The 23,719-nt window shown below is 54.7% G+C and carries 26 protein-coding genes; 11 read left to right on the forward strand and 15 right to left on the reverse strand.

Going from position 1 to position 23,719, the window contains the following annotated elements; translation table 11 throughout:
* Nucleotides 1-275 precede the first annotated feature (275 nt).
* Nucleotides 276-1,244 (forward strand): polyphosphate kinase 2, encoded by a 969-nt coding sequence (ppk2, locus tag J7382_RS16750; RefSeq protein WP_247745077.1) that lies wholly within the window; start codon nucleotides 276-278, stop codon nucleotides 1,242-1,244.
* A gap of 173 nt (nucleotides 1,245-1,417) precedes the next feature.
* Nucleotides 1,418-2,821, forward strand: a complete 1,404-nt coding sequence (locus J7382_RS16755; protein WP_247745078.1) for an MATE family efflux transporter — start codon at nucleotides 1,418-1,420, stop codon at nucleotides 2,819-2,821.
* 21 nt (nucleotides 2,822-2,842) lie between these two features.
* Here the strand turns inward: J7382_RS16755 and J7382_RS16760 are convergent, their stop codons facing one another.
* Entirely contained in the window at nucleotides 2,843-3,247 is a 405-nt protein-coding gene (locus J7382_RS16760; protein WP_209070153.1) for a hypothetical protein, read from the reverse strand.
* 23 nt (nucleotides 3,248-3,270) lie between these two features.
* On the reverse strand, nucleotides 3,271-4,473 hold the full coding sequence (locus J7382_RS16765; RefSeq protein ID WP_209070154.1) for a pyridoxal phosphate-dependent aminotransferase: 1,203 nt from the start codon (nucleotides 4,471-4,473) through the stop codon (nucleotides 3,271-3,273).
* A gap of 86 nt (nucleotides 4,474-4,559) precedes the next feature.
* On the opposite strand from J7382_RS16765, the gene J7382_RS16770 reads away from it, so the two are divergent.
* The 3 genes from J7382_RS16770 (at nucleotide 4,560) to J7382_RS16780 (ending at nucleotide 5,855) form a co-directional block, all read left to right on the forward strand.
* Nucleotides 4,560-4,976 carry a helix-turn-helix transcriptional regulator gene (locus J7382_RS16770; RefSeq protein WP_247745079.1) on the forward strand — a complete coding sequence of 139 codons (417 nt, stop codon included), beginning with the start codon at nucleotides 4,560-4,562 and terminating at the stop codon, nucleotides 4,974-4,976.
* A 2-nt stretch (nucleotides 4,977-4,978) separates the two neighbouring features.
* Complete coding sequence (locus J7382_RS16775; RefSeq protein ID WP_209070155.1) at nucleotides 4,979-5,266, forward strand: succinate dehydrogenase assembly factor 2; 288 nt, start codon at nucleotides 4,979-4,981, stop codon at nucleotides 5,264-5,266.
* Between the two features lie 91 nt (nucleotides 5,267-5,357).
* On the forward strand, nucleotides 5,358-5,855 hold the full coding sequence (locus J7382_RS16780; RefSeq protein ID WP_188128099.1) for a winged helix DNA-binding protein: 498 nt from the start codon (nucleotides 5,358-5,360) through the stop codon (nucleotides 5,853-5,855).
* Nucleotides 5,856-6,117: 262 nt separating this feature from the next.
* Here J7382_RS16780 and J7382_RS16785 read toward each other — a convergent pair whose 3' ends face one another.
* Complete coding sequence (locus J7382_RS16785) at nucleotides 6,118-6,546, reverse strand: VOC family protein (RefSeq protein ID WP_209070156.1); 429 nt, start codon at nucleotides 6,544-6,546, stop codon at nucleotides 6,118-6,120.
* A gap of 229 nt (nucleotides 6,547-6,775) precedes the next feature.
* Here J7382_RS16785 and J7382_RS16790 point away from each other — a divergent pair, with 229 nt between their 5' ends.
* Nucleotides 6,776-7,555 carry a thymidylate synthase gene (locus J7382_RS16790; RefSeq protein WP_209070157.1) on the forward strand — a complete coding sequence of 260 codons (780 nt, stop codon included), beginning with the start codon at nucleotides 6,776-6,778 and terminating at the stop codon, nucleotides 7,553-7,555.
* Nucleotides 7,556-7,558: 3 nt separating this feature from the next.
* Nucleotides 7,559-8,035 (forward strand): dihydrofolate reductase, encoded by a 477-nt coding sequence (locus tag J7382_RS16795; protein ID WP_209070158.1) that lies wholly within the window; start codon nucleotides 7,559-7,561, stop codon nucleotides 8,033-8,035.
* A 490-nt stretch (nucleotides 8,036-8,525) separates the two neighbouring features.
* Here J7382_RS16795 and J7382_RS16800 read toward each other — a convergent pair whose 3' ends face one another.
* Nucleotides 8,526-8,732, reverse strand: coding sequence for a cold-shock protein (locus J7382_RS16800; protein WP_058240518.1), 207 nt, complete (start codon nucleotides 8,730-8,732; stop codon nucleotides 8,526-8,528).
* A gap of 209 nt (nucleotides 8,733-8,941) precedes the next feature.
* Here J7382_RS16800 and J7382_RS16805 point away from each other — a divergent pair, with 209 nt between their 5' ends.
* Nucleotides 8,942-9,256 (forward strand): ArsC/Spx/MgsR family protein, encoded by a 315-nt coding sequence (locus J7382_RS16805; RefSeq protein ID WP_209070159.1) that lies wholly within the window; start codon nucleotides 8,942-8,944, stop codon nucleotides 9,254-9,256.
* Between the two features lie 59 nt (nucleotides 9,257-9,315).
* Here the strand turns inward: J7382_RS16805 and J7382_RS16810 are convergent, their stop codons facing one another.
* From J7382_RS16810 to thrS, 6 genes are all read right to left on the reverse strand, one after another.
* On the reverse strand, nucleotides 9,316-9,840 hold the full coding sequence (locus J7382_RS16810) for a DoxX family protein (RefSeq protein WP_209070160.1): 525 nt from the start codon (nucleotides 9,838-9,840) through the stop codon (nucleotides 9,316-9,318).
* Nucleotides 9,841-9,852: 12 nt separating this feature from the next.
* Nucleotides 9,853-10,605, reverse strand: coding sequence for a DNA-binding domain-containing protein (locus J7382_RS16815; RefSeq protein ID WP_209070161.1), 753 nt, complete (start codon nucleotides 10,603-10,605; stop codon nucleotides 9,853-9,855).
* On the reverse strand, nucleotides 10,602-11,459 hold the full coding sequence (locus tag J7382_RS16820; protein WP_209070162.1) for a DUF692 domain-containing protein: 858 nt from the start codon (nucleotides 11,457-11,459) through the stop codon (nucleotides 10,602-10,604). Before J7382_RS16820 ends, J7382_RS16815 begins: the two co-directional genes overlap by 4 nt.
* A 10-nt stretch (nucleotides 11,460-11,469) precedes the next feature.
* Nucleotides 11,470-11,772: a DUF2282 domain-containing protein gene (locus J7382_RS16825; RefSeq protein WP_058240523.1), complete on the reverse strand. Its 303-nt coding sequence runs from the start codon at nucleotides 11,770-11,772 to the stop codon at nucleotides 11,470-11,472.
* A 129-nt stretch (nucleotides 11,773-11,901) separates the two neighbouring features.
* Entirely contained in the window at nucleotides 11,902-12,207 is a 306-nt protein-coding gene (locus J7382_RS16830) for a DUF2282 domain-containing protein (protein ID WP_209070163.1), read from the reverse strand.
* A 242-nt stretch (nucleotides 12,208-12,449) separates the two neighbouring features.
* On the reverse strand, nucleotides 12,450-14,399 hold the full coding sequence (gene thrS, locus J7382_RS16835; protein WP_209070164.1) for a threonine--tRNA ligase: 1,950 nt from the start codon (nucleotides 14,397-14,399) through the stop codon (nucleotides 12,450-12,452).
* Nucleotides 14,400-14,558: 159 nt separating this feature from the next.
* On the opposite strand from thrS, the gene J7382_RS16840 reads away from it, so the two are divergent.
* From J7382_RS16840 to J7382_RS16850, 3 genes are all read left to right on the forward strand, one after another.
* A complete protein-coding gene (locus tag J7382_RS16840) occupies nucleotides 14,559-15,320 on the forward strand; it encodes an alpha/beta hydrolase (protein WP_209070165.1) in 762 nt (253 codons plus the stop codon).
* Nucleotides 15,317-16,297, forward strand: a complete 981-nt coding sequence (locus tag J7382_RS16845) for an alpha/beta fold hydrolase (RefSeq protein ID WP_209070166.1) — start codon at nucleotides 15,317-15,319, stop codon at nucleotides 16,295-16,297. The genes J7382_RS16840 and J7382_RS16845 overlap by 4 nt, the downstream gene beginning before the upstream one ends.
* Before the next feature lie 331 nt (nucleotides 16,298-16,628).
* On the forward strand, nucleotides 16,629-17,342 hold the full coding sequence (locus tag J7382_RS16850) for an alpha/beta fold hydrolase (RefSeq protein ID WP_209070167.1): 714 nt from the start codon (nucleotides 16,629-16,631) through the stop codon (nucleotides 17,340-17,342).
* A 93-nt stretch (nucleotides 17,343-17,435) separates the two neighbouring features.
* Here the strand turns inward: J7382_RS16850 and J7382_RS16855 are convergent, their stop codons facing one another.
* The 5 genes from J7382_RS16855 to J7382_RS16875 all read right to left on the reverse strand — a co-directional run bounded on the left by J7382_RS16855 (nucleotide 17,436) and on the right by J7382_RS16875 (nucleotide 23,538).
* Nucleotides 17,436-18,653, reverse strand: coding sequence for a DegT/DnrJ/EryC1/StrS family aminotransferase (locus J7382_RS16855; protein WP_209070168.1), 1,218 nt, complete (start codon nucleotides 18,651-18,653; stop codon nucleotides 17,436-17,438).
* Nucleotides 18,654-18,794: 141 nt separating this feature from the next.
* The gene (locus J7382_RS16860) at nucleotides 18,795-20,099 is read right to left on the reverse strand and encodes an FAD-binding oxidoreductase (protein ID WP_209070169.1); all 1,305 of its coding nucleotides are present in this window, start codon (nucleotides 20,097-20,099) and stop codon (nucleotides 18,795-18,797) included.
* Between the two features lie 24 nt (nucleotides 20,100-20,123).
* A complete protein-coding gene (locus J7382_RS16865; RefSeq protein ID WP_209070170.1) occupies nucleotides 20,124-21,482 on the reverse strand; it encodes a glutamine synthetase family protein in 1,359 nt (452 codons plus the stop codon).
* Nucleotides 21,479-22,162, reverse strand: coding sequence for a type 1 glutamine amidotransferase (locus J7382_RS16870; protein WP_209070171.1), 684 nt, complete (start codon nucleotides 22,160-22,162; stop codon nucleotides 21,479-21,481). The genes J7382_RS16865 and J7382_RS16870 overlap by 4 nt, the downstream gene beginning before the upstream one ends.
* Before the next feature lie 59 nt (nucleotides 22,163-22,221).
* Nucleotides 22,222-23,538 carry a glutamine synthetase family protein gene (locus J7382_RS16875; RefSeq protein ID WP_209070172.1) on the reverse strand — a complete coding sequence of 439 codons (1,317 nt, stop codon included), beginning with the start codon at nucleotides 23,536-23,538 and terminating at the stop codon, nucleotides 22,222-22,224.
* Nucleotides 23,539-23,719 lie beyond the last annotated feature (181 nt).

Genomic DNA, 23,719 nt, shown 5'->3' on the forward strand with positions numbered 1-23,719 from the left:
GCTGCTCTTGTTGGTGTTGCTTGGGGCTCATTATGGCAGGGCGGCGCGGTAGGGGGAAGAGGGGAAAGCATATGCGAGCCTTTGGCTGAGGTCAGATGCGCTGCCGCGCGTATGTGCAGTATAGGTGTGGCACGGCGTGGCGGTGCTCGTGCAATGTCAGAAAGCGGTCGCGTAAAAGATGTATGGAATGTGACAGTTTCTTGACGTGTATCAAGGCACGTTGTGGGCGGTGGTGTTACGTGCAGGTCAAACACCTTTGTAATCAGGAGACGCATATGACCACACCTACCGAAGCCGCGATGATGGAGCAGAAAGTTGAGACCACAGCGGAGGTACAGGACACCGTAGATACAGCTGTCAAAGACAGTGCGCCGGCCTCTTCTCGCAATGTGACGGCTGAGGAGCTGCGTCGCTCTTTTGAGAAGGGCGAGTATCCCTATGCAAAGAAACTGTCGCGCCGTGCCTATGAAGCGGAAAAGGCCAAGTTACAGGCCGAACTGCTCAAGGTACAGTTGTGGGCTCAGGAGACTGGTCAGAAGTTTGTCATGCTTTTTGAGGGGCGCGACGCGGCCGGTAAAGGTGGAACGATCAAGCGTTTTACCGAGCATTTGAATCCTCGTAACGCTCGGGTTGTTGCGTTGAACAAGCCAACCGATGAAGAGCGTGGTCAGTGGTACTTCCAGCGCTATATTGATCACCTGCCGACTGCTGGCGAAATGGTCCTGTATGACCGCAGCTGGTACAATCGGGCCGGTGTTGAGCGGGTCATGGGGTTCTGTGAACCTGGTGAGTATCTGGAGTTTATGCGCCAGACACCTGAGCTTGAGCGGATGCTGGTGCGCTCTGGGATCCGTCTTTACAAATATTGGTTCTCGGTCACGCAAGACGAGCAAGCACGCCGGTTCAAATCCCGTGAGACCGATCCTTTGAAGCAGTGGAAACTGAGCCCCATTGATAAGGCGTCGCTCTCCAAATGGGATGACTACACCGAAGCCAAAGAGGCGATGTTCTTCTATACAGACACAGCGGATGCGCCTTGGACCGTGATCAAATCCAACGATAAGAAGCGCGCGCGTTTGAACTGTATGCGCCATTTCTTGAGCACATTGGACTATCCGGGCAAGGATCTTGATGTCGCACAGCCTGCGGATCCTTTGATTGTAAATACGGCCAGCCATGTGATTCACCAGTCAGAGCACATTCTGGGCTCTGCATTGCATCCAGACAGCAGAAAAGTTCGCTGAGTGGTTTGATTACGCAAAGGCAGGCAAAGCTATAAAGCTTTGGCTGCCTGGTAATGTTCGGTGATTTCAACCGCGTTGGCGCATGACGTGATGGCCAGTCGATACATGTGATAACATTGAACATGTTCAACAGCTCTCTTGCTCTGTTCAAATAACAGGCATAAGGCTGACGTATGAACACGCCAGAACAGAACTTCAAGCCGACGCCGATGCCCACCGCAGATCATGTACGGGCCTTGTTGCGTCTCGGGCTGCCCCTGATTGGTGGGCATGTTGCTCAGTTTGCCATCGGGCTGACGGACACAATTATGTTGGGCTGGTATTCGGTTGAGTCTCTGGCTGCGGTTGTGCTGGGCAGCACATTTTTCTTTGTGATCTTTATCCTTGGGTCTGGCTTTGCAATTGCTGTGATGCCTTTGGTTGCGGAAGCGGATGCTGAAGGTGATGAGCAGGCTTTGCGTCGGGTGACGCGCATGGGGCTGTGGCTGTCGTTGATCTTCGGCGTGGTTGTGCAACCCCTTTTCTTCTTGTCACAACCGATCCTCCTTGGGGTGCAACAAGAACCGGAAGTGGCCGAGCTTGCACAGGCTTATTTGCGTATCGCTGGGCTGGGTTTGATCCCGGCGCTTTTGGTGATGGTGTTGAAGTCCTATTTGGCTGCGCTTGAGCATACCAGCGTTGTGTTCTGGGTCACACTTGCTGCTGTGCCTGTGAATGTTGTTGTCAATTACGGTTTGATCTTTGGCAATTGGGGGCTGCCTGAAATGGGCGTGCGTGGTGCGGCGATTGCCTCCATAATTGTGCAGTTTGTGTCGCTGGCAGGTGTGATCCTTTACGCGGTGCGCGCTTTGCCTCAACATGTGCTGTTTGCACGGATCTGGCGTCCTGATTGGGAAGTCTTTGCGCAGGTTTTTCGCCTTGGTCTGCCGATTGGTTTGACCAATTTGGCAGAGGTGGGCTTGTTTGCGGCCTCGTCTTTGATGATGGGGTGGCTGGGCACCATTCCTCTGGCGGCACATGGCATTGCCCTGCAATTGGCCAGCCTGGCCTTCATGGTACATCTCGGTTTGTCCAATGCGGCAACTGTGCGGGCCGGGAATGCGCTGGGACGAAAAGATGCTGATCATATGGCGCGTGGCGCGTGGGTTGCGATCGTCATGTCACTTTCGATCGCATTTATCGCTGTGACGCTATTCTTGCTGTTTCCTGAACAACTGCTTGGGTTGTTCATTGATCCTGAAGAAACACAGCGGGAGGCCATTCTCGCGATTGGTGTCGGGTTGCTTTATACTGCGGCCCTGTTTCAGGTGGTCGACGGCGCGCAGGTCATGGCCTTGGGATTGTTGCGGGGGGTGCAGGACACACGTGGTCCGATGGTGATTGCTGCGGTGAGCTACTGGATCATCGGCGTGCCGTGCGCCTATGTGCTCGGCTTTGTGGTCGGGCTGGACGGGCAGGGGGTCTGGCTGGGGCTAGTGGTCGGTCTGACTGCGGCGGCCATTTTGTTGATGGCACGGTTCTGGATCACGGATCTGAGCCGTCTGCGCAAGCGCTTTGCCGAAGGAAAAAGCGGCTAAGACTGCGACGAAAAGGGCGTGCTATTTTCCCTTCAGAAGCCGATCGGCCTTCTTTCGGACCAATACGGATCTGAGATCGTGCATCGTCAGTAAAAGGGCATCGGTGACGTCTTCGAGCTGCTCAGGTGTTGCCTTGGACTGTGCCCATTGCGCCGTCAGATTGAGGTGATCCACCGTGCGCAGGATGTCGTCAATGTCACGGCGCGCAAGCAAGGCGCGCCGCTCCTCCATCCAATCCTGAATTGCCGTTTGGTCTTCTGCCGAGAGTTTGCGATCCCCTTGCGGTTTTACGTCACCATTTTTGACGTTCACCACGGCGATCTGATCCATCTCAATACGACGATGGCGATTTTGGGTGTCAACGCGAAACACCATTGCGCCATTTTCCCGTACCCGGAAGTAGTAATCTGGCAGGTCGCCACTCATGATGAAGTCCTCATGGTCCGGTATTAGGTTAGGGATGCACAGAAAGCCTGAATGCGTTCGCAGGCAGTTTTGAGTGCTTCGTCTGATGTAGCGTAGCTTACTCGGAAGTTCGGAGAAAGACCGAAGGCTGCCCCGAATACAACGGCCACATCAGCCTCCTCGAGCAGGGCATTGGCAAAAGCTTCGTCGCTGTCGATCACGGTGCCTTTGGGTGTTTTCTTCCCGATCAAACCAGCAATAGAGGGATATACGTAGAAAGCGCCCTCTGGTGTGGGGCAGGAAATCCCGTCTATTGTGCCGAGCATGTCAACGACGAGGTCACGACGCCGCTTGAACGTCTCATTGTTGGGAGCCAGAAAGTCTTGTGTCCCGTTCAGAGCTTCTACCGCCGCCCATTGGCTGATGGAACAAGGATTCGATGTACTTTGACTCTGGACTTTGCGCATCGCCGCGATGAGCTCCACGGGGCCCGCCGCATAGCCAATGCGCCAGCCTGTCATCGAATATGCTTTCGACACGCCATTGCATGTCAGGGTGCGCTCATAGAGGCGCGGCTCGATTTCGGCAGGTGTGCAGAACTCAAAGCCGTCATAAGCGAGATGCTCGTACATATCGTCCGTCATGATCCAGACATGAGGGTGGCGCATCAGCACATCGGTGAGTTGTTTGAGCTCTTCGCGTGAGTAGCCCGCCCCTGTTGGATTAGACGGGGAGTTGAAGATGAACCATTTGGTTTTGGGCGTGATGGCTGCTTCAAGTTGATCTGCCGTCAGCTTGAAGTTGGTCTGCAGCGAGGTTTCTGCAATCACGGGCGTCCCCCCGGCGAGAAGCACCATATCGGGGTAGCTGACCCAGTAGGGCGCAGGTATGACAACTTCATCTCCCTCATTCAGCGTTGCCATGAGGGCATTGTAAAGCGTCTGCTTCCCGCCTGTACCAACCGAGATTTGTGCAGGTGCGTATTCCAAGCTGTTATCGCGTTTTAGTTTTGCGCAGATTGCCCGCTTCAATTCCGGAATACCGTCCGGCGCAGTGTATTTTGTCTTACCAGCAGCAATTGCCGCAACGGCAGCGTCTTTAATGTTCTGCGGCGTATCAAAGTCCGGTTCGCCTGCGCTGAGGCCAATCACGTCGCGCCCGGCCGCCTTCAGTTCGGCGGTCTTTGCTGTCATCGCGATGGTTGGAGAGGGCTTCACGCGGGAAAGTGTGTTGGACAGGAAAGACATAATCAGGGCCTCGTTTGTAATCGGTGCTCTCATGTCTTAGGGTGCGCGGGAATGCCGTTCAAGAAAGAAGCGCCGGAGAGCCGAAAATGCCCCAAGATCAAGTAGAAGAGATGCCGGAACAGGCGCTTTCTGAAGACTATTGGTACGGAGGCGACGTTGCGACCTTCGGCGATCGCCTTGCGGCAGCACGGGAAGCAGCCGGGCTCAAGCCTGGTGAGTTCGCCAAACGGCTTGGCGTCAAGAAAAGTACCATCATCGCTTGGGAAGAAGACCTGAGCGAGCCGCGCGCCAACAGGTTGTCCATGATGGCAGGGCTTTTGAATGTGACGGTGGGATGGCTTTTGACCGGAGATGGTGACGGTGTTGATCTTTCGGATGAGAGCGACATGTCAGAGGCCGGTCTGGTTGCCATCATGACGGAAATTCGCAATATTCGCATGAGTATGAAGCGCGATCTTGAGCGTTTGGCACGGCTGGAAAAGTCGCTGCGCAAAAAGGTTTGAACATGTCTGATCTGTCCCAGTCCCAGCCGCAGGAAACTTACGAGAATCGTCTCAAGCGGATGAAAATGCGTTCGATGCGCCGTGGCATAAAAGAAATGGATATCATTCTGGCGCGTTTTGCCGATGAAAACCTAGCAGAAATGGATGCAAAGACTCTGGATCTGTATGATGCTCTTCTGCATGAAAATGATCAGGATTTATATCAATGGGTTACGGGGCAAAAGCCCGCCCCTGATGCCTATGATGGATTGATTTCGCGCATTTCTACGACGATCAGCGGGCCAAATTGACGCGAATTTGTGACGTCTTTTGGATGGTTTAACCTATTGTTGGGCTTTTTCCGTCAGTCTTGTTCCTTAGATAAGCTGACGGAGTAAAAGAATGAGCTTTCATTCATCAATGGAAAACGGGACAGAGCAGTCGTTCATGGCTGACTATCTGGACTCGTTGGCGCTTGTTGAGCGTCTTCACCGGCTTTTGCTGGATGTGATCAAGGATGAGTTCGAGCGGGTTGGTGTGATAGAGATCAACGCAGTGCAGGCGCTGCTGTTGTTCAATATCGGCGACAATGAAGTGACCGCAGGCGAACTGAAAACACGCGGATACTATCAGGGCTCTAATGTGAGCTACAACCTCAAGAAACTTGTGGATGCAGGCTACATGCATCATCAACGCTGCGAGATTGATCGCCGGTCTGTACGCGTGCGTCTCACCGATCGCGGTCGTGAGATCCGTGACGTGATTTCCGCCCTATTTGCCCGCCATGCGGAAGGGTTGCAGGCCAAAGGTGTGCTCGGAGAAGACGGTATTGAGCAGATCACCCACGCGTTGCGCCGTGTTGAGCGCTATTGGACCGACCAGATCCGATACATTTACTAAGGTCGCCCGGACACCCTAGAACGGGGATTCCGTAGCTTTTGCGCGCCCGCCCACAGAAGGGGCAAGGCGCGCCGTTTCCGTTTGTCATTCTGTATGTTTTGTAAGCTTTAGAGCTTCAGCCGTTCCCGAAGCCCCGCACGCATCTTTGGGGGCGAGATTTGCTTTGAGGCAAACACAGAAATTACCCTTGCAAGCTTGCGCTGCATCACAGTTCGCAGCCCTCAACGGGCTCTCCTGGATCAATGGCAGCTTGTGCTAGGCATCACCAATGACCGGTACTCTCCATGCTGACCCAAGGTTCAGCGGGAGGTAGGGCATCGCCCTGTTGCAGCAACTCGATCGAAATGTTGTCAGGGGACCGCACAAAAGCCATGCGGCCATCGCGCGGTGGGCGATTGATAACAACCCCGTTGTCGGCGAGATGCTGACACATTTCGTAAATGTTGCCGACTTCATAGGCAAGGTGACCGAAGTGTCGGCTGTCAGATGGCAAGCCTTCATCCCCATCCCAATTGTAGGTGAGTTCAAGTGGCGCGTCGTGATCGCCATCTGCGGCCAAATACACCAGAGAGAAGCGGCCTTCTTCGCTGTCATAGCGCTTGATTTCTTTGAGGCCGAACAGCGCATAAAACGCCATTGAGGTCTCCAGATCCGCAACCCGGACCATTGTGTGAAGGTATTTCACGTGCATGTTGGTTTCCTTTGACTCGTTTCGCCATATAAGACCAGTTAGCGCCAACGTTGGCCAGAGCCTTCGGTGCGGGGCAAACATTTGATCGCTTGCGAAAGAGGGGCATGTGTTTGTTGTTGTTTTCTGGCTTTGCTGCGGAAGACATCGCCTCAAGAAATGGTGGAATAAGTCGTGCAGACTGATATTTGTTCAGGTAAGAAAGGCCGCGCAGTTGAGAAAGAGGTGCTAAGTGCAGCAATATCATGATGCTTTGAGCACCATTCTGGAGCACGGAGAACGATCAACAGATCGTACGGGCACCGGGACGATCTCCTACTTTGGTCTACAGGCGCGCTATCCATCTTCGGAAGGTTTTCCTTTGGTGACCACCAAGAAGCTCTACTTGCGTGGGATCATTCACGAGCTGCTTTGGTTCCTCGCAGGGGATACGAACATCAAGTATCTGCAGGACAATCGGGTCACCATCTGGGATGAATGGGCCGATGAAAATGGGGATCTCGGGCCGGTCTATGGTAAGCAATGGCGCGATTTTGGTGGAGTTGACCAAATCGAGACGCTGGTTGAGATGATCAAAACCACGCCTGACAGCCGTCGCCTGATTGTGAGTGCCTGGAACCCGGTGGATGTGCCGAACATGGCGCTGCCACCTTGTCATACGATGTGGCAGGTCCGGGTTTTGAACAACAAGCTGCACCTGCAGCTTTATCAACGTTCTGCGGACATGTTTCTTGGAGTGCCATTCAACATCGCATCTTATGCGCTTTTGCAGCATATGTTGGCACATGTCACTGGCTATGAAGTGGGGGATTTCGTGCATTCCATCGGGGATGCACATATCTACTCCAACCATATGGAGCAGGTGCAGCTCCAGCTTTCACGTAGCCCAAAGGCTTTGCCAGAGTTGAAAATCAAGCGACAGGTGCCTTCGATTTTTGACTTTACCTATGAGGATTTTGAGATTGTTGGATATGATCCTGACCCCGGAATACCGGCCCCGGTGGCGGTGTAAGGCATGATTACACTGGTTGTTGCGCGCGCCGAAAGTGGGGCAATTGGTCGGGATGGCGATATTCCTTGGCACATTCCTGAGGATCTGAAGACTTTTCAGCGCGAAACCCTTGGTGGCGCACTGATTATGGGGCGGAATACCTGGGATAGCCTGCCGGTGAAGCCGTTGCCCAAGCGCCTAAACATCGTCGTGTCGTCGCAACCCGATGTTGCAGAATGTGTCACGCCATCGGTTGCAGATGCGGTGGCACTTGCGACTGCGCAGGGTTACGATCGGATCTACGGCATTGGAGGGGCAGGGATTTACCGCGAAATGCTGGATATCGCACATCGGCTGCTGATCACGGAAGTTGCTATGAAAGTGGGCGGTGCCGATACATTTTTCCCGGATTTCGACACCAAAAACTGGGATGTGATTTCGCGGCGGCCTTTAGAGGGCGCTCAGATACCGTGTGAGGTCTGCGAGTACATTCGGCGCTGAGACAGTTCGTTGAGAAACGGTTTGTCTCTACTCGTGTATTTGACAGGCATCGCGTGCTGGTCCTAGGGTGATTTTCATTAACCAAGTTATTGCTATCACCGGAGCTCATGTCTCATGACGCGCTTTTTTCTTATGGCCGCTACGGCCTTTGTTACCCTGTCTGCACCGGGCCATGCGCAAAACTGGAGCTCGAATGCTCCGCAAATTGGTCCTGTCAATCAGCCTGAGGGAGTTTTGTTGCATCCTTATCCCGCACGGGAAAACTACTGCCCATACGGGTTGGAGCCGATTACAGTGGGCGGAGTGATTTGCTGTGGCACAGCTAACACATCAGAGCCCTATGTTAATCGAGCCGGACGTTCAGCGTATCGTCATTCAAGCTGCCCTCCGGGCGCCAAGGGGTGCTCCTAATCCTATTGAGCATTGCCCTTGGTCTGACGGCGTCTCAAGTGTGAAAAGGAAAGGGGCGCGTAATTGCGCCCCATTCCCATCAAAGCAGTTTGAGTTCGCCGGCCATGTCCCGGCCATCTCGCCCTTGGGTCATTTCAAACTCGACTTTTTGATTGTCGGACAGGCCCTTAAGGCCGGACCGTTCCACAACGGAAATATGTACAAATACATCTTTTCCGCCTTCTTCCGGCTCAATGAAACCAAAGCCTTTGGTGGTGTTAAACCATTTTACGGTACCGCGTGGCATACCGTTCTCCTCTATATTCATTTTAGTCTATCCGGGGACAAAATCCCGGAGGAACAAAAATCTCTTTTCCCGCGTGCATGAAGCGGATTGTTGAAACCAATGCACCCTTCAAAGGATTGCACGCTCTTGTCAAAAATCAAGCAAAACCGCAGTGAAATTTAAAATCAACTCGGCTATGCCGTCTAGGGCGCTGACTAGGAGTGAGAAAGATGACGATCGTCTATGGTCTAAAGAACTGCGATACCTGCCGTAAGGCTATGAAATCTTTAGGAGAGGTGGATTTTGTAGATGTACGAAATACGGGTGTTCCCGAAGAAATTCTAAATTTCGCATATGAGCAATTTCAAGACTCATTGGTGAATAAAAGATCAACCACCTGGCGAAATTTAGGCGAAGATGAGCGCGCAGAGGCCCCAATCTCCCTTCTGATGCGTCATCCGACACTGATGAAACGTCCACTAATTGAGCAGGATGGTAAATTTTTCCTAGGTTGGACGAAAGAAATTGAGGCTGAATTGGCTTAAAACGTTAAAGCCCGCGCATCTGCGCGGGCTTTTCGTATGGGTTGAGGGTCAGGATTTCCTTATTCTGACGCGCGTTTGCCAAAGATGGCGTCTACAGAAATCGGGCCTGCGCCCTTGAACACGAGTACCGCGAAGAGCAGCACCCACATGGCACGCTGATCAATCAGGCCTTGAGCGCTGTCAAAGAAACCACCCAGCGCAACGCCATGGCCTGTCACATCCACGATGGTTTGTACGATGATAAATCCAATCATCCCGAAAGCGGCGACCCGTGTGAGCAGGCCGATGACGATCAAGACAGGCAAGACAAATTCCGCAACGGTGCCTGCCAGAATGACAATCCGTTGAAAGAAGCTCATTTGGGTCACATCCCAAAGCACAGCTTCGGCTGCTTTCGGGAAGATTTGTCCGAAGGCTCCAGAGGACGGGGAGAAGATTGAGCCGTCAATTTTGAGCAGCGCTGAGTTCCAGAAATAGAAAAACAGGACGGCGACAAAAGTCAGGCGAGCCAATGTCGGCACCAGCCAATCAAGGCGATTCAGCCTATCCAGAAGGTCGGTGTATTGCGAGATAAGGCGTGTCATGAGACTCTCCGGTCAGCTAGGGACGTCAAAAGATGTGAGGGCATTGCCGGTCAGCAGAAGGCCCAGAGTTGCACCAAGATCAAAACCTTCGTCAGCCTCGGTGCCAAATTCTGCGGCGGTGCCAAGTTTGGCACCCGCCATAAGGGCTGTGACACATTCATATGCGCCGGGTGGCAGCACATGGGGCAGCGGATCATATTCTGGCCGCAGGATCAGGACATCCTGTGCCACTGCCGTAGGCTTGGGGCCATCCTGCATGTTGAAAGCCCAGATGGCGTGGATCGGCCAGAGGGATCGCTGCACGGAGACGGCCGGGGCGAAATTGGCTGTGATGTCCACCAGCTTATCCTGTGGAATTTCGGCCAGTGTTTCCGGAGCCACACCGGTGCTGTCTGCGGCATGATAGGAACGGCGCAGACCGAGCTCCAGACGGGCGACATCGCCCAGATAGCCCAAATGCGCCAGAGGTTCGAAGCTCTCCAGAAAAGTTGGGAAGTCAGCACCGTAGTGAATCATCATGGGAGATGTGGGCGGGAACTGCCGCAGAAAAATTCCCGCAATGGCATTGAAATTTTCCTCGCCAAGCAATTTGGCAATGGTCGGAAAGCCTGTAGCGAGCGCTTCGCTGAGCGAAACGGCCACGTTGTTGCGATACACATCAAAACGCCGCCCCGCGGGCTGACCAATGGCATCAGAAAGCCCGAGAGGGCGCTCTTGCGCACCATCAAAGATGGCATCTCGGAATGTGGTCTGCGTGACTGTCATGACAGTACCTTTGACAGCGCTTTATCCGCGCGCAGGGCCTCTGCATGCAGAACAGTCCATTCCGGTACATCGGTGTCCCATTCGATCAGAATAGGGCGGGGGCCGGACAGGGACAGAGTATGGTCCAGCAAAGCCCAAACCGGATCCACAATCGGGGCACCATGGCTGTCGATGAGGAGAGGTTTGCCATGATCATCTTCGTCTTCATCATGGCCGCCGAGGTGAATTTCTCCGACCTTCTCAAGCGGGTAGTCGGCGATGTATTGTTTCGGATCATAGTTCAGATTGGTGGCGGAGACAAAAACGTTGTTTACATCCAGCAACAAACCACAGCCCGTACGATTAGACACTTCGCGCAGAAAATCCGGCTCTGACCATGTGCTTTCGTCAAACGCCAGATAGCTGGAGGGGTTTTCGAGCATCATTTGACGGCCCAGCGTCTCCTGCAGGAGATCAATGTGATCCGCCACACGTTTCAACGTGTCTTGGGTGTAGGGCAGGGGCAGCAAATCGTTCAGAAAAGCGCCCTCATGTGTGCTCCATGCGAGATGCTCTGAGAACACAGTTGGGTTCAGCCAATCTACCAGATGTTTGAGGCGGGCGAGGTGATCGGCATCAAGTGCCCCTTCGCCGCCAATCGACAGTCCGACGCCGTGCACTGAGATTGGAAAGCGTTCTGACAATTGGCGCAGTTGTGCAATCGGCCGACCGCCATCTCCCATGTAGTTTTCAGCGTGGATTTCCAGCCAGCCCACGGTGCCAGGATTTTCGATCAGGCTGGTGTAGTGTTGTGGTTTGTATCCCACGCCTGGTCGGTTTGGCAGGCGATCTGGAGAGTGTTGTGCATCAAACATGGCAGGACCTTTACGCAGGTAAATCTCTGGTCAGGGCTTCAAGGGAGGGTGTGCGCGGCGTTCCGTCTGCCATATCAGGCAGGTCCAAATTCAAGCAGGTGCCCTCATCAACCAGTGTCCAGGCATCGCCTTGATAGTCGACAGTGGAGGTGCCTGCACAAGATGTGCCAGGCCCTGCTGCGCAATCATTTTTTCCGGCTAAGGAAATGCCAAAACACTTTTCTTTCTTGGCCGCTTCAGCAGGTGCTGCCTGAAGTGCAAGAGCAGCTGAAATCGCTCCTAGAACAGAGATTGTCTTGGCAGAATGAGCCATTTGGGGGGTCCTTTATGCTGCAGTTGTGAGTCGTTTGAGATCTGAACTGTCAGCAGTCTATCAAAATTCCGTCGGTTTAGGGGACAGGAAGGCGAAGCCCCGAAACGGGCCGGAGCTTCGCAAATAGGCTTAGCTCTTTGGCAGGTCGCGATCCAGCACTTCCAGGGAGCCGACGCGGGGTGTGCCGTCTGCGAGGGCGGGCAGTTCTATGTCTACGCAGGTGCCAGCATCAACCAGTTTCCAAGCGTTTCCCTGATAGTCAACGGTGGAGGTGCCGGCGCAGGTGGTGCCTGGACCCGCGGCACAATCGTTGGCGCCTGCCAGAGACACGCCATAGCATTTTTCTTTGCCTGCTGCAGATGCGGTGGTGGCATGTGCGGTCAGTGCTGCGGCAACGGCGCCTGCTACGGCGATGGTTTTGACAGTCTTGGACATAATATCTCTTCCCTTTGATACGGTTGAACTCGGCCCGCCGCGAAGCTGTTTGCGCCGGGGCATGACCAAACAATAGCCCTGCAATTGTGCATACTTCCAGTAACGGGGCTGTGTGTCACGGATGCGTTAGCAGCCGTTACGGTTTCGTGAAGATTCCAGCGCAGGAAGGTTAGAATTCCCTTAAAATGAAACAGGCGCGCCCGGTTTCCCGTAACGCGCCTGCTGAAATGTTGCAAAAGCTGTTACGCCAGATCGGGTGGCGTTGCCTCTTGTGACAATTGGCTCACGATTTCGTCCAAAGGCTGGACTTTGCTTTGTTTTTCCCCAAGACGACGGGTGGAAACCGTCCGCTCTTCCACTTCCTTTTTGCCGATGGCAAGGATCACAGGGACTTTGCCGACGGAATGCTCGCGGACTTTGTAGTTGATCTTTTCGTTGCGCAGGTCAGCTTCGGCGCGCACGCCTGCTGCCTTGAGCGCCTCAACCACTTCCAGACAGTAGTCATCTGCATCTGAGACAATGGCGGCGACGACCACCTGACGCGGAGCCAGCCAGAACGGCAGTTTGCCGGCGTGTTCTTCGATCAAGATCCCGATGAAACGTTCAAAGGAGCCGAGTGTCGCGCGGTGTAGCATAATGGGGCGGTGTTTTTCGCCATCTGCGCCAATGTAGGTTGCATCAAGACGTTCCGGCAGGTTTGGATCCACCTGCAGTGTGCCACATTGCCAGTTCCGCCCGATAGCGTCGGTCAGAGTGAATTCAAGTTTTGGACCATAAAAGGCACCTTCGCCTTCCAGGATTTCAAACTCGTGACCAGCCGCGTTGCAGGCGTCACCAAGTGCTTTTTCTGCGTAATCCCAGCTTTCCTCCGACCCGATACGCTTTTCGGGGCGTGTGGAGAGCTTGATGGTCCAGTCATGGAACCCAAGATCGCCGTAAATTTCTGCAAGGAAGTCGATGAACTTCTTGGTCTCAGACGTAATTTGATCTTCGGTGCAGAAAATATGTCCGTCATCTTGAGTAAAGCCACGCACACGCATGATACCATGCAATGCCCCTGAGGGCTCATAGCGGGCGCAGGAGCCAAATTCGGCCATTCGCAGGGGAAGATCGCGATACGATTTCAGACCTTGATTGAAGATCTGCACGTGGCAGGGGCAGTTCATGGGCTTAAGCGCGTTGACCGCCTTTTCGCGGGCATGGTCCTCGTCCACTTCGACGATGAACATGTTTTCTTGATACTTGTCCCAGTGACCGGAGGCTTCCCAGAGCTTGCGGTCCACCACCTGCGGTGTGTTGACTTCGACGTAGCCGCCAGAGCTTTGTTTGCGGCGCATGTAGTCTTGCAAGGTTGTGTAGACGCGCCATCCATTTGGATGCCAGAAAATTTGTCCGGGTGCCTCTTCCTGCATATGGAACAGGTTCATTTCGCGGCCCAGTTTGCGGTGGTCGCGTTTTTCGGCCTCTTCCAGCATGTGCAGGTGGGCTTTGAGGTCTTCTTTGTTTTTAAAGGCCACGCCGTAGATACGTTGCAGCATCTGGCGATCACTGTCACCACGCCAGTAGGCGCCCGCCACGGACATCAGCTTGAAGCCATCTGCCGGGACCTGACCTGTGTGGGCGAGGTGCGGGCCGCGGCAGAGATCCTGCCAGTGGCCGTGCCAGTACATGCGCAGAGGCTCGTCACCCGGAATGCTGTCGATCAGCTCCACTTTGTAAGGCTCATTATTGGCCTTGTAGTGGGCAATCGCACGGTCACGTTCCCAAACCTCGGTGGTCACAGGCTCACGCTTGTTGATGATCTCTTTCATCTTCTTTTCGATGAGGCCGAGATCTTCGGGGGTGAAAGGCTCTTCGCGGTCAAAGTCATAGTACCAGCCGTGCTCGATCACCGGGCCGATGGTGACTTTGACGTCCGGCCAGATTTCCTGCACGGCGCGGGCCATGATGTGGGCACAGTCGTGCCGGATCAGCTCCAGCGCTTCGGTGTCATTGTCTTTGATGGTGTTGATCGCAATGGACGCATCCGCATCAATCGGCCACTGCAGGTCCCAATGTTGTCCATCCACGGTTGCGGAGATGGCTTTTTTGCCAAGGGAGGTGGAAATGGATGCTGCGACCTCAGCAGGGGTCACGCCGCTCTCGTAAGAACGTGCATTGCCATCGGGGAAAGAAAGAGAAATTTCGGCCATTAGCCTCAAGCTCCTCGTCAGTTTGGCGCCCACGGAACGCCCGGTTGCGGGTATATGGTTCGCCCGCTTTCTGAACCTTAGGCCAAGTCAAGTCAAGCGGGGTTTATCCCGCGCAAACAGAGGGCTAAGGTTCGGGGAAATCAGGGAGAGAATTCCGACATGAGCGTTACGCAATTCTATGACACGCCGCAGGGACGCCGCATTGCCTATCACAAAAGTGGCAGTGCTGGTCCGACCATTGTTTTCTTGGGCGGGCTGAAATCCGATATGGAAGGCACCAAGGCTGTGCACCTGGAGGCATGGGCCAAAGCGCGAGGTCAGGCCTTCCTGCGGTTTGACTATTCTGGACACGGGGAAAGCAGCGGCCGTTTTGAAGAGGGCTGCATTGGCGATTGGCACGAAGATACATTGGCGGCCGTGACGGCGCTGACACAGGGGCCTTTGGTGGTTGTCGGATCTTCAATGGGAGGATGGCAGGCGCTGCTTTTGGCCAAAGCTATTCCGGAACGTATCGCGGGCATGGTAACAATTGCAGCTGCGCCTGATTTTACGGAAGACAGCTATTGGGCCGGGTTCAGTGAGGCGCAGAAAGCGGCCTTGGAGCAGGATGGGCAGGTGGAGTTGCCCTCTGATTACATGGACCCGTATATCGTCACCAAGCGGATGATTGCAGATGGGCGCAAGCGCCTTGTTTTGCGGGAGGCTTTGACACTGCCATTTCCGACACGTTTTTTGCAGGGAACAGCCGACGAGGCCGTGCGCTCCGAAGTGGCCTATCGTCTTTTGGATCATGCCGAAGGGACGGACATTCAACTCCTTATGGTAAAGAGCAAGGATCATCGATTTTCCGATGAAGCCTGTCTGGCGTTGATTGAGAAGAAGGTCGAAGAGGTGATGAACGCGCAGACAGGTGCCGCTTGAGGCGTTTTGGCAAACTCTTAGGGCGCAGTATTTGTGTTTTCACTCTGGCGATTGCCGGGCTTGTTGTCTTTGGTCCTTACGAGGATATTTCGATCATTCCATCAGTACGTGATCCTCAGATTGGTGAGGATGTTGAGATGTATTTCACTGCCAGAGAGGCGCGGTTCGCGGATTTGACACCCGGCGTTGAAAAACGTGTTGTCTGGGCTGGAGAAAAAGGCCAACCGTCGCCCTTGGTTATAGTCTACGTGCACGGTTTTTCGGCCACCTCTGAAGAGATCCGCCCAGTGCCAGATTTGGTGGCAGAGCGTTTGGGAGCCAATCTGGTTTACACGCGATTGCAGGGACATGGCCGGGATGGCGCAGCCTTGGACGAAGCCACTGTTCAGGGGTGGGCCAATGATGTGGATGAAGCTTTGGCCGTGGCGCGTTATGTGGGCGAGGAGATTGTGGTGATCGCCACATCTACCGGTGGCACGGTTGTTGCCGCTATGTCAGCGCAGTCGGCCGTCATGAAGGATGTGAAGGGGCTGATTTTTGTGTCCCCTAATTTTGGCATCAATTCACCGCTTGCATGGCTGCTCACTTGGCCGGCTGCGCGCTATTGGGTGCCAATGGTTGCTGGTGCTGAGCTCTCTTTTGAACCGCGGAACGCAGCTCAGGCGAAGTATTGGACGACGTCCTATCCAAGCACAGCTGTTTTGCAAATGGCCGCTCTTGTCGCGCAAGTGCGGAGCCAAAACTTTGGAGATGTAAAACTGCCAGCTTTGTTCTGGTTCTCCGATGAAGATAAGGTTGTCGAGGCCGCCCAGACCCGAAAGGTTGCCTCCGCTTGGGGTGGCCCCGTGGAACTGGCTGTGCAGAATTTGGAAGAAGGCGCGGATCCCAATGCCCATGTGATTGCGGGGGCAATCATGTCCCCCAATGAAACGCTGGACACGGCGGCGGCGTTTGTGAAGTTCATCACTGGCTTATGAGAACTGTTAAGGGGCAAATGTGCCCCTCATCAGTCTGATCATCCTGGCTGGACGGCATCCGAGCCCCTGATTTTTTTGGTCTAACGCCTTGGTTTTTTTCCAAAGGTTGCGCTTGCAGAGGAGCTCGGCGTCACGTTTGGGGAGGGGGGCTCCCCTGGTACCTTTGCTCACAATGTTCAGATGGATGGCGATCTCAGAGGAGCAATCCCCACTCTTTTTTGCATTATTTAAGGATGAGGGCTTTCGATGGAAGGGTTATTCACCAGCATAGGTTGACCTGAGTGATGGCTGTGTCAAAGGTGCGCTACAGAAAATAGTAGGTGGGGGAAACATGATGCAGGAACCAATTGTATTTTTGCCGGGTATGATGTGTGACGCGCGGCTTTATGCACATCAGTTGACCGAACTTGGCAAAGATCATCCTGTCATGGTGGCCCCCATCACCCAAGGTGAGCGTATCAGCGATATCGTCTCCTCCATTTTGCCAAACTTGCCTGCAAAGTTTGCCTTGGCTGGCTTGAGCATGGGGGGCATTGTTGCGATGGAGATTCTTCGGAAAGCGCCTGAACGCATAACGCGTATCGCTTTGATGGACACCAACCCTCTGGCCGAAACTCCGGCGAGTGCGGCGACTTACGAACCTATGATTGTTGGTGCGCGCAGCGGTCGGTTAGATGAGGTGCTCGCCGGATTCATGCGGCCAGAGTATCTTGCGCCCGGCGTGAAACGTAACGAGATCCTCGCGCTGGTTCAAGATATGGGGCGTAATCTGGGGGCTGATGTTCTGATCCGTCAGGCGCGCGCTCTTCAGCGGCGTGCAGATCAGCAGGGTGTTTTGCGCCGCTGCAAATGCCCTGCGCTTGTCTTATGCGGTGAGTATGACGGTTTAACGCCGCCCAAGCGCCACAGCTTTATGGCGGAGTTGATCCCCTATGCGCGGCTGGAAGTGATCAAAGAGGCGGGGCATCTGCCCGTCTTGGAGCAGCCAGAGGCAACCACGGCAGCCCTTAGGGCTTGGATGCAGCAGCCTCTGGTTTTGCAATAGGCGCGCTCAGCTACGTGACGGCGGCGTGCTTTTGCACATGCCCTTCCGGGGCCAATACGCAAAAGCAAGCCAAATTGAGCGTCGGCAGTCGTATCAGGTGCCGTAGGCACGCGGTGATCCCATAACCTCCTGTGCAGCTCCTGTGAGAGCGTCTGCAATCACATTCAGTTCCTCACGTGTGAGACGTGCAGGCAGCCGCACGTCGCAGGCACACATGAGCATGGCGCGGGTTTGGGGAAGCTCTTGCTTTTCCGGCACAAATTGCCAGTTCCAGAAGGCACGCGCATTGTCAGTGGATTGTCCAAAAACCTGCACTTTCACACCGCGTGCATTGGCGGCCTCTTGGAAAGCAAGGATTTGTGCGTTGTCCATGCCTTCCAGATTGAACTGGATGGAGTCCGGCGCGCGCTCTTCCGGGGCGAGCTTTTCAGGCACTTGCAGCCATTGAGAGGCATTGAGCAGGTTGGCGACATAATCATGGTTGGCACGGCCATCGCGCACACGGCGAGGCACTTCATCCAGCTGCGGGCGTATGATTGCCGCCGCGAGGTTGGAGAGGCGCAAATTGTAGAGCGGCAGTTTATTTTGCCACCGTGCAAAAGCTTCGGCCAATTCTCCGGTGTTGTCGCCCTCAGGCGCTTTGTGCTTTTTCCAATTGTGCTCATAGGCGCCAGACATAATCACGGCACGGGCGATCAGATCGGGGTCGTCCGATATCATGATGCCCCCTTCGCCAGAGTTTACCAGCTTGTAGGACTGGAAAGAGAAGCAGCCAACTTTGCCGATGGTGCCAATGTTCTGGCCATGCCAGGTTGTGCCAAGGCTATGTGCCGCATCTTCAATCACCGGGATATCACGTGCTTCGCACAATGCCATGATCGCATCCATATCAGAGGTATGGCCGCGCATGTGACTGATGATAACCGCAGAAATATTGTCTTGAAGGCGTTTTTCAAAATCGGCGATGTCGATACGATAGTTGGCGCCCACTTCACAGAGCACAGGCACCAGATCGGCGTGCACGACAGAGGAAGGCACGGCGGCAAAGGTAAAGCCCGGCAAAAGCACCCTTGCATCGCGCGGCAGGCCGAGAGCCTTCAACGATAAGAACAGCGCAGCGGAGCAGGAAGACACGGCCAGCGCATATTTGCTGCCCAGCAGGGCCGCAAATTCGGCTTCCAAAAGGGCAACCGGTGCATTTTCAGCCGCTGTGTAGCGAAACAGATCCCCGGTTTGCAGAAGGCGTTCGATTTCGGCGCGCGCAGCTTCCGGGATCGGCTCGGCGTCATAAACATTGGGAGGAAGCGTCATGGTTTTCAACTTTCTTAAGTTGGGTTTTCAAAAATATAAAACAATGAAGGTTGGCAAACCAGTTAAAACACCGCGCGCGGTGTGAAAATTTCATGACGAATGGGAAAACCGGCGAAACTATGCTCAGCCGGGTAGGGGCGCTCAGACTCCCAAGCGATCTCGCATGGCATACCATGTCATGGCCAAAGCCAAGAGAGGGCTGCGTAGTCGGGCACCGCCGGGAAATGGCGTTGCTGGCACGCGCGCCATTGTGTCAAAGCCTTCGCTTTGACCACATAGCGCCATGGCCATGAGTTGGCCCGCATGTGTGGCGGTGCCGACACCATGTCCGCTATAGCCCGATGCCGTCAGCACGTTGGGCCGGAGACGGCGCAGATAGGGCATGCGTTTCATGGTGATTGCCAGTGTGCCGCCCCAAGCATAGTCGATGCGCACGTCCTTAAGATGCGGGAAAATCTCCAACATAGGTTTGCGCACGGTTGCGGCGATGTCAGCGGGAAACCGATAGCCGTAGCTTTCGCCACCGCCGAACAATAGCCGGTTGTCATGGCTGAGGCGGAAGTAGTTGACGACGAATTTGGTATCTGCAACCGCGACGTCCTGTGTCAGCACTTTGACGGTGTCCGCCCCCAGAGGTTCTGTGGCGGCGATAAAATTGTTGATGGGCATCACACGGCTGGCCACTTTGGGTTCAAGCCCGCCGAGATAGCCGTTGCAGGCCAAGATCAGCTGATCTGCTGTGATTTTACCGGTGTCGGTTTGAATTGTTACCCGCGGCCCGGCCTCAATTTTCGTGACCTGACTGGTCTCATATATCAGGGCGCCCGCTTCATCCGCAGCCCTGGCCAGACCCAGAGCAAATGCCAAAGGGTGCAAATGCCCTGCGCCCATATCAAGCGAGCCGCCGACATATTTGGGGGAGGGGCAAAGCGCCGCCATCTGGGCCTGATCAAGCGGCTGGATTTGATCGTAGTTGTAGCGGTGTTGCAGGTGCTCCACATAGATATGTTCGGCGGCGACGTCTCGTTTCGTAAACCCTGCGTGCGCAATGCCGGGTTTGTAATGGCAGGCGATGTTATGCGTGCTGATCAGCGCTTTGACGCGGTCTTTGGCGTCTTCCGCCAGATCCCAGAGCTTGCCTGCATCGTCCGCCCCCATGAGCGTTTTGAGATCGTCCTGCTCCATACGCTGGCCGCTGCCAAGCTGTCCGCCATTGCGGCCTGACGCGCCAAAACCAACGCGATGCGCCTCTAGAAGCACCACCTTGCGACCAGCTTGCGCAAGGTGAAGTGCCGCAGACAGGCCAGTGAAGCCCCCGCCGATGACGCAAACATCGGCGCGGACATCCGCTGTTAAGGCGGGGAACTTAGAGAGCGGCTGTGTCGTCGCTGCATACCAGCTTTGAGGGTAATGCCCTTTTTTATCATTGGCATATAGCAAGTTCATCAGAGCGCTTTCTCAGAGATACTCTTACACGTTGAGCAGCAGGTGTTCCCGTTCCCAAGGCGAAATGACCGATAGGAACTCTTCATATTCGGCGCGCTTTACAATGGAGTAGACGCGGCAGAAATCAGGCCCAAGGACTTCATGCAATGAGGTGGCTTCATCAAAGAGGTCCAGCGCGCCACCAAGAATGCGGGGAATGGCTTCTTCGCCATCATAGGCGTCGCCCTTAAATTGCTTGTCGGGACGCTCTTGCTCGATGAGGCCAAGATAGCCGCAGGCGAGGGAGGCTGCGATGCCAAGGTAGGGGTTGCAGTCCATGCCCGCGATGCGGTTTTCCACCCGGCGGGCTTGGGGCGAGGAAATAGGAATACGAATTCCGGTGGTGCGGTTGTCACGTGCCCATTCCAAGTTGATGGGGGCTGCGTGATCGCGCACGTAGCGCCGATATGAGTTCACATAGGGTGCCAGCACAGCGATGGCTGCGGGCAAGTGATTTTGCAAGCCTGCGATAAAGTGGAAAAACGCATCCGTATCGCCGCCTTGCGGACCAGAAAAGATGTTCTGGCCCGTTTCGATATCGATCACGGAGTGATGGATATGCATGGCGCTGCCGGGCTCATTCTCGATGGGTTTGGCCATGAAGGTGGCATAACAATCATGACGCAGGGCAGCTTCGCGGATCAGGCGTTTGAAGTAAAACACCTCATCGGCGAGTTTGACCGGATCGCCATGCACCATGTTGATTTCGAGCTGACCGGCGCCGCCTTCTTGCGTGATGCCGTCAATTTCAAATCCCTGCGCCTCGGCAAAATCATAGATGTCGTCGATGACTGGACCAAATTCATCTACCGCAGTCATGGAGTAGGCCTGACGTGCCGCGGCGGGGCGGCCAGAGCGGCCCATCATTGGCTTGATGCCCTGTGCCGGGTCCGTGTTGCGGGCCACGAGGAAGAATTCCATCTCGGGCGCGACAACGGGCTCCCAGCCTTTGGCGCGATAGAGATCCACGACCCGTTTCAGAACATTGCGTGGGCTGAATGGAACTGGGGTGCCGTCCGTGTCAAAAGCGTCGTGAATGACCTGAAGCGTCCAGTCACCTGTCCAAGGCGCAGCAGTCGCCGTGCTCCAGTCGGGGCGTAGGATCATATCCTTTTCGATGAAGCCATCCTCGCCGGCTGCTTCTCCCCAATCCCCTGTGATTGTTTGATAAAAAATCGAATCTGGCAGGTGGAAATATTCCTGTCGGGCGAATTTGCTGGCAGGAACGGCCTTGCCACGGGCGATGCCGGGTAGGTCTGAAATGATACATTCGACTTCGTCAAGCCGGTGCCCTTCGAGATAGGCGCGGGCAGCTTCGGGGGTTTGGGATAGCCAGTCGGTCATCGGGGCCTCTCTTGACGGAAGAAATCTGCAAATTGATCTGCAATTGTTTGGCTTGCGGTGGGCTCATCAAGTTGGTCGATGGCGGCTTCCAGGATTTCGTCAGGAACAACGCCACGGCCGCGCGTATTGATCAAGCCATCGACAAAATCAGCTGAAAATTCAGGGTGCGCCTGAACAGTCAATGCGCGGTCACCGTATAGGATTGCGGCGTGTTGACAGAAGTCGTTGGAGGCAATTGTGGTTGCGCCTGGGGCAAGTTCGACCACCTGATCCTGATGCCATGCGTTCATGGCCAGTTTGGTGCCGGAAAAGTCGTAGGTCTGATGGCCTACAGCCCAGCCGCCGTCAAATTTTTCTACTTTCCCACCAAGGGCTTGAGCGATGATTTGATGGCCAAAACACACGCCGACCATGGGGATATTCATGGTCACTGACTCGCGAATGAAATCCTCAAGCGGAGGGATCCAGTCGTGATCTTCATAGACCCCATGTTTGGAGCCTGTGATCAGCCAACCATCTGCGTCTGTTACAGAATTTGGAAATTCCCCATCCACAACCTTATAGCCGGAAAACTCAAAATCCTGCCCTGAGAGAAGGGTTTTGAACATCGCGATATAGTCGCCGTAGTGGGGTTTAAGCTCCTCGGGGGCGTGGCCGGTCAGTAGGATGCCGATTTTCATATGTCACCAGAATTTGATCAAATTTAGCGTAGCGTTGCGACAGGGTTGACGCAAGCGTGTCATACACGTTCGAGGTAGGTTTTCCACTGGGCCTCAGGTGCAATTGCCGCCAGTTTACGCATCTCTTGTCGCTTCGTCATGATCAGATTGTCGATCAGCTGCTTGGGCAGGCAGCGCGCGATAAAGGCATCCGCTTCAAACAGCGCAATAGCCTCTTCCCAGCTGTGAGCCAACTGCGGGTGGTCTTGTTCATAGGCGCTGCCTTTGGCTGGGGCAGGGGGCTTGAGGCCTTCATCAATGCCTTCGATGGCAGCACCAAGAATGGCGGCGAGCATCAGGTATGGGTTTACATCGCCACCGGCGACGCGGTGCTCAATGCGCCGTGCGGCGCTGGGGCCGCCGGGAATGCGGATGGCTGCGGTGCGGTTTTCATAGCCCCAGCAAATAGACGTGGGTGCATGGGCCCCGGGTGCAAAACGATCATAAGACGGCCCATTGGGGGCAAAGATCAGAGTGGAGGCTTGCATCGCGGCAAGGCACCCGGCCACAGCAGAGCGCAAAAGATCTGAGCCTGCCTCGGTGCCATCATCAAACACATTGTTGCCGTCTGCATCGACCACAGAGAAATGCACATGCATGCCGTTGCCAGCATCCTCAAGGTAAGGCTTGGCCATGAAGGTGGCCGCAAAGCCGTGATTGCGGGCGGTTGCGCGCAGCAAATACTTGATCAGCAACGCATCATGCGCGGCTTTCATGGCATCCTGATGGTTCAGAGTGACTTCAAATTGTCCAATGCCACCTTCGCTGGTCATTGTTTGCAGGGGGATGCCCATGGCCGCTGCGCCGTCGTAGATATCGGTGAAGAAGGCATCAAACGCATCTAGTTCTGCGACACTCAGGATTTCAGCGGCTTCGACCTGACGGCCGTCTCTGGGATGGCGCGGTGGGGTGATTGCATCGCCGCTGTCATCCACCAAGGTGAACTCCATTTCCGTGGCTGCAACCACGCTCCAGCCGCGCTGTGCAAATCTGTCCAAAACTGCTGCAAGCGCCTGAATAGGGTCACCCAGAAAGGGTGCGCCGTCTTCTGTGTTGAGGCACATCAAGACCAGTTGCGAGGCTGTTGCGAGCCAAGGCATTGGCACTGCACCCCGACATGTTGGGAGAAGGACGCCATCCTGATCCCCACTTTCAAACACCAGTGGGCTGTCTTCGATATCACAGCCCCACATGTCCAGATTAAGCGCAGAGAGTGGCAGGCGGGCGCCGCCTTTCTTGAGCTTTCCCAAATGTGCCGAAGGCAGGCGTTTGCCGCGCAGCTGGCCATTCAGATCCACTGCGCCGATACGGAAAGTTGCGCTATGTGCCGGAGTCATGTGTCACCATTTCGATAATTTGATCAAAATATCAGGGGCGTTGTTTGAATTGTCCAGTGATATTTTAACCTGAAAAATGCGATGTCGGTATTGCGTCTGTATCGCGTCGTTATTGCGTAGGTGTCAAAAATGCAAAAACGCCCGGCGTTAACCACCGGGCGCTTTGCAAAATTTTCGGATT

It is taken from the genome of Shimia sp. R11_0, assembly GCF_017744035.1.
GTDB lineage: Bacteria > Pseudomonadota > Alphaproteobacteria > Rhodobacterales > Rhodobacteraceae > Shimia > Shimia marina.